General features: G+C 50.5%; 7 protein-coding genes and 2 pseudogenes. All 9 read right to left on the bottom strand.

All coding sequences use genetic code 11. The features are described from left to right. Positions 1-107: 107 nt before the first annotated feature. The 9 genes and pseudogenes from BG74_RS12160 to BG74_RS15615 all read right to left on the bottom strand — a co-directional run bounded on the left by BG74_RS12160 (position 108) and on the right by BG74_RS15615 (position 4,516). Complete coding sequence (locus tag BG74_RS12160; protein WP_204376283.1) at positions 108-275, bottom strand: hypothetical protein; 168 nt, start codon at positions 273-275, stop codon at positions 108-110. A 239-nt stretch (positions 276-514) separates the two neighbouring features. Then, positions 515-676 carry a hypothetical protein gene (locus BG74_RS15625; protein ID WP_187202470.1) on the bottom strand — a complete coding sequence of 54 codons (162 nt, stop codon included), beginning with the start codon at positions 674-676 and terminating at the stop codon, positions 515-517. Between the two features lie 17 nt (positions 677-693). Then, the gene (locus BG74_RS01110) at positions 694-1,233 is read right to left on the bottom strand and encodes a cellulose biosynthesis cyclic di-GMP-binding regulatory protein BcsB (RefSeq protein ID WP_256364177.1); all 540 of its coding nucleotides are present in this window, start codon (positions 1,231-1,233) and stop codon (positions 694-696) included. Between the two features lie 331 nt (positions 1,234-1,564). Beyond that, on the bottom strand, positions 1,565-1,861 hold the full coding sequence (locus BG74_RS01105) for a cellulose biosynthesis cyclic di-GMP-binding regulatory protein BcsB (protein ID WP_066595916.1): 297 nt from the start codon (positions 1,859-1,861) through the stop codon (positions 1,565-1,567). A 25-nt stretch (positions 1,862-1,886) separates the two neighbouring features. Continuing rightward, positions 1,887-1,985, bottom strand: a pseudogene (locus BG74_RS20125) (hypothetical protein); the annotation flags it as partial. Between the two features lie 105 nt (positions 1,986-2,090). Beyond that, positions 2,091-2,486 carry a cellulose biosynthesis cyclic di-GMP-binding regulatory protein BcsB gene (locus BG74_RS01100; RefSeq protein ID WP_066595914.1) on the bottom strand — a complete coding sequence of 132 codons (396 nt, stop codon included), beginning with the start codon at positions 2,484-2,486 and terminating at the stop codon, positions 2,091-2,093. 258 nt (positions 2,487-2,744) lie between these two features. Beyond that, positions 2,745-3,723 (bottom strand): annotated as a pseudogene (locus BG74_RS15620) (glycosyltransferase); the annotation flags it as partial. 335 nt (positions 3,724-4,058) lie between these two features. Continuing rightward, positions 4,059-4,256 carry a hypothetical protein gene (locus BG74_RS09910; protein ID WP_073961020.1) on the bottom strand — a complete coding sequence of 66 codons (198 nt, stop codon included), beginning with the start codon at positions 4,254-4,256 and terminating at the stop codon, positions 4,059-4,061. A 173-nt stretch (positions 4,257-4,429) separates the two neighbouring features. Continuing rightward, positions 4,430-4,516 carry a nucleotide-binding protein gene (locus tag BG74_RS15615; protein ID WP_244267115.1) on the bottom strand — a complete coding sequence of 29 codons (87 nt, stop codon included), beginning with the start codon at positions 4,514-4,516 and terminating at the stop codon, positions 4,430-4,432. Between the last annotated feature and the right edge of the window lie 327 nt (positions 4,517-4,843).

The raw sequence follows: 4,843 nt of genomic DNA, 5'->3' as shown, positions 1-4,843 counted from the left end.
ATTAAGAGGCTGCCCCGCCGCCCGCTGCATATTGCCCGTCTTAACGCCTGTTGGGCCTGGCCCTGCGCAGCGGATCCACGCTGCTGCAGGCAACCGGCGGGCGTTGTCTAACTGCTCAAGGGGATGGCCTGTGCGACTTTGGTGCTATCCAGGTTTTCCAATCGCGCATCGTTGGGGGAAACCGCCATTGTTAAGTGGGCGTGCCATCTCGCTGCCTGCGCCTGATTGCCGTCGTGCAGCGCTATAGAGCGCCAGCAGGTAAAGGGCATCGGCATTATTCTCGTCCACTGCCAATACTTTTTTGCAGCGATTCCCACGCCAGATCGTCATAGCTTTTATCATGCTAATAGGCGGCCTGCTGCAGCAAGCAGGGCATTAATCTCCGGACTGTTTTCTGCGGTGCACAAGGTGGCAGAATAAAGCGACAACTCTGGCGGCGTACCACGCGGCAAAAGATTGGGTTAGCAACCTGTTTCATAACTGATATCCATGGAATCACTCCGCAAAGCCTCATTTATTGACCCTGACGATGGTTGGCGCTGTTGGCTAGCTGTTTAGTAGTACGTCGAACCAGCAGAAGATAAAACAACCGCTGCCGGCCGACCAGCAGGGAAAACAATAGCCTGTATAGAGCGAGCAGGATGATGTGCTGATTGGGCCGCGTACCACAGAGCACGTATGTACCAGAGTATTTCACTGCGCGGAAACAGAGTACCCCGACGCTGAAGCTACGCACGCCATTCTTGATTCATTACCGCGAATGCCGGCGGGTTGCAGATCGTGATTGAACCTGACCAACTGGTCATCGGTGGAGGCCAGATAGCGATATTCCTCCGGATCTTGGTTGAACATAATATGACCGTTAAGATAATTATTCAGGCGGGTCCGTAAGGCGCTTGCTCCCGTACCAACATCAGGCCGTTGCGCAAGGTGAAACGCAATTTTGGCAGCCAGCGGCTGCACAAAAGCCGTCTGTTTCAGCGATGCTACCGCCAGAATACCTTTACCCACAAGCAGTTCACCCTCGCCAGCACTAATCGGAAGACCGAAACAGACCGTTACGCAGTTAAGCGTAATGCCGGTGGCATTGCCGGCGCAGGCTGCCATCGCCATCAGCGTGGCGATTTCCACCGCCTGAGGTTTAGCCGACAGCAGTATTACAGTCTGGGAAAAGTCCGCCATGCGGGTGAAGGGAAAAGAGGCACCCACATAATAGAAATGATTTGGCGGCAGACCGATACGTGTGGCTCAAATCAATATACAAGTTCGGATCGATGCGGCTTTTAAGAGTGTTTCTGGTTAGCAGGATAAGTAGTATTCGGCTTCGGCCGTAACAAAGAGAAATAGAGTTGCATCTGGTTATCGCCATAAATTAGATAGAGTGCCAGTTGCAAGGTATAACGTTCCTGATAGGAATCGCCGCCCAGTTTAAGCTACAGCCCTTCCAGCAGACTACGCTTGTTCACCGGCAGGCTGTAAATGAATGTAATGTCCTGCGTCAGTTCCTTCAGATAGGCCGGGCAGTTGGTGTCTATCCAAGCACGGCGTGTCATAGGGATGGCGTTCAGGTATGGCTTTCTCCTGCATTTTGATGACGTCCTGTTTTGCCGGCAAGCGGTGTTGAAATCAGTTGCCACGCGGCCTGGCGCATCTCGGCGCTGTTACATCCCATCACCAGAAGTAGTTTATACACTGGATTGAGCGGATTATTGATGACCGACAGCGTCGGACACCTTACTTGAAGCAGGGTCAGCGTGCCAATTTTGTCCCCAGATTTGCCGAATAGAATGCCGTTTTGCGCCGGGGCAGTACGTCGAGCAATACGGCGAATCGACGCTGCGGTAGCTAGAATGTAGGCCAAAATAGGAGGCTAACATACTGGTGGCTTCCACTGCATCCGGCTTCAGCGTTCGGGAAAATAGGAAGGCTATCGAGGATCCTTTCATCGACTGCGGATTAAAGAACGGATGGGAGAAATTAGACAAATATATAAATATATAAATATATTGTATGATTAACTATATATGGATTTCTGGCAGTAGGATTACCCAATATTTATCGTTAAGATTCTGCTCTCAGGAAAGTATATATTATCGTCGTTGACGCTGAAGCTTAAATTGCTTTCCCCACCAATGTCGCCGACGGGGGACGTCCAGCCGATAGACGTTATTGCCGCTCTCGCCGTTTGAGTTAGGCGGATATCGCCCAGATCTTGTCCGTTGAGCATCAAGCGTAGGTGGGGTATCCCACACTGCTAGCGCCGGCGACACTTTCAGCGCTAAAGAGAGGTGGACGTTGGTGACAACCTGATTTTGCGCTAGGTTGAAGATAATTCCCGATCGCAACTGACCGCCGCTGATGGTCAGCCTGTTGAGCTGGCCCGTTTCCGTGATGCTGATGGTTTCATCATCAATCGGATTTAGTGGCGCTAAGGGAAAATAGACCGGCTGCGAGCCGGTATACGGGGCAACATCCAGCGCCGGCAACAGAAAGTCGAAAGGCAGCTCACTGTTGTCGGTGGCATCTGCGTCGCCGCAAGAGAAATAATCATACTGAAATGAAATGACATATGTTTGACTCCTCCTGTTCTTAATACCGTCTTACCTCGCCCGGGCGCGGACCCAGGCATGATTTTTCTTATGATCGCATTCTTTCCAGGTGTTATAGAACAACTCGAACACGCGAACACGATAATGAGCGCAAAGGACGATCGTGGGGTAGGGTGGCTCCAGCTAGACATCGGTGCGCTCCCAGTGGATATACTGAATGACATGCAGTCCGATGGTTCGATAGCCAGGCCGGACGCCATCGGGATCGCCAAGAAGGCCGAATTCCAGCCTTATGCTGCAGTTTGAGCGCGGTGTGGGCATCTTCACGGTCTCTACCGCAAAGCCGTGGGTTTCTTTTCCAGCGTCGTTCGGAGAATCACCGTGCAGGAGCCGCAGAAGAAGGCTGCGTTCCAGTTATCGTTGCCCTATTACACTTTGTCCGTAAAATAGTGGGCTCTCATTCGGGTTATGCCGCACTGCCGAGAGATTGTGCTCGAACGGGTTGGGAGAATAAAAGCAGTGCGGCGTTTGCAAGGAGCACTAGCCGCGGGTCGATGAGAACACTGCCGACGGTGGCTTACAGAAAACCTGCACATCGCAAAGTGGTCGCAGTCAAGCATGTAAATCAGTTCGCCCCGGATTAAGGGTCAGGGCATGGTTAAGGTTGCCAGCTTTAGCGTGTTTATTATCGTCGTCGCGGGTGATATAGTCTACGCTGAGATCAGCGGCAAAAACCGTGAATTCGCTACACTTGCTATCATCGAGAATATAAATACACATTAATATCTACCATCGGCTACAGCGAAACATCATCCGGCATAGGATTCAGTGCGGCGTTTTATCGACCAGGTAGTCTGCAGATAACCCAAGACCAGAATGATCCAGGCGTAAATCTCGGCGATAAAAAGCCAGATGTCCAAACAGGCTTCAAATGTTGTGTAAAAGTGCAGTGTTTCTCTGGCGTGCTAGCAGATATAGCGTGTTGGCATCAGGCATGATATGACCACCAGAACGACATTTACATAAGGGCTTTTACTGATGCTGAGCAGTAGCATCAGTCCCAGGCTGATCAGACCGAAAAATACTGTTTATCACTGTCAATCGGCGTAATTACTACGATTGTAGTAATAGGGAGGATTAATAGTAATAGAAGGTAAAATAGCGGATTATTTATTTTCTGACCTGCGATAATGTAAAATGCCTGAACTGGGAATGGTGTAGAATTCGCTATCGACGACCCATTTTGACCTCGACTATGGCGGCAACTTTTTACTGATCAGTTCGATATCGAATGTCGCCGCGGACACTAGGCTGAACTCGATACGATAATAGAACACTGGGATGCGTTGGCTTCCGACACGTATTCATTGAGATGAATCATGCTCAGCAATTTGTCCCCCAACTACTGCTCAAAAAATGAGAGACGTCCAGACTGAGATTACGGCGCATATCACTCTGATTAACTATGTAATATTCCCAAGACGCTGGTTAAGCAGAGCGCTGAGAAATTTATGATTTTCGATCTGCGGCCGAAGCGGTATCCGCTAGCATCAGAAGATGTAGGTCGGCGAAGTTTTGTACGGCCTTCAGCGCCTGTACTGGCCTCGGCGAAAAATCGGCGAGCACGATAAGACCTGGATAATTTAACATCGTATTCAGACCGTGCTGCAGAAAGTACAGTTCGTGGCTGATAGCATTTTCAAACACTAGCCATTGCTTTCACTAGCCATTGCTTTTTTCCTTCGCTTCTCCATAGAGTAACGAAGAGATTGGCGTCATCCTTGAGAGTAAATTGGCTCCAGTCCCATGACCGTGGTGGCCTATGCGACATAGCTGCTTGTGCCGGAAATCAGCACCTCGAAATGCAGCTGTAGGGCATTTTATACATCGAAATCAATGACCAGTACTTTTCTGCTGCTACGGGCCAGGGCATAAGTTAAATTGGCGCTTACGGTGGTTTTGCCCACTGCCGGCCCTTGGGCAGACAGACGTAAGCTAACGGTATAAAGCGATATTCTCTAGAAGAAGTGAAAGGGGATGATATTGCGGATGACGGGATATCGGCGCCGGCCGAGGGGTTACGGTTAAATAATTTCTTAAGGCGAATACCAGCGACGCCCTGCGCTAACTCACGCCATTGATCCTGGGTTGGACGGCGAGCGATTCATGGGGTTTTCCCAGCCCAGAGGCTGCTAGTGGCAGGTAGGGTTTTGGAGGAGAAGCTTTCAGCGCCGCGTAGCCCTGAAGTGCTGACACATTGCCGTCGGTAGGTATCGAAATAGGGGCGGTTCGAG

It is taken from the genome of Sodalis-like endosymbiont of Proechinophthirus fluctus, assembly GCF_001602625.1.
Classification (GTDB): domain Bacteria; phylum Pseudomonadota; class Gammaproteobacteria; order Enterobacterales; family Enterobacteriaceae.
The sequence above is the reverse complement of the archived record's forward strand: the minus strand, read 5'-3'. Positions and strand labels throughout refer to the sequence as shown.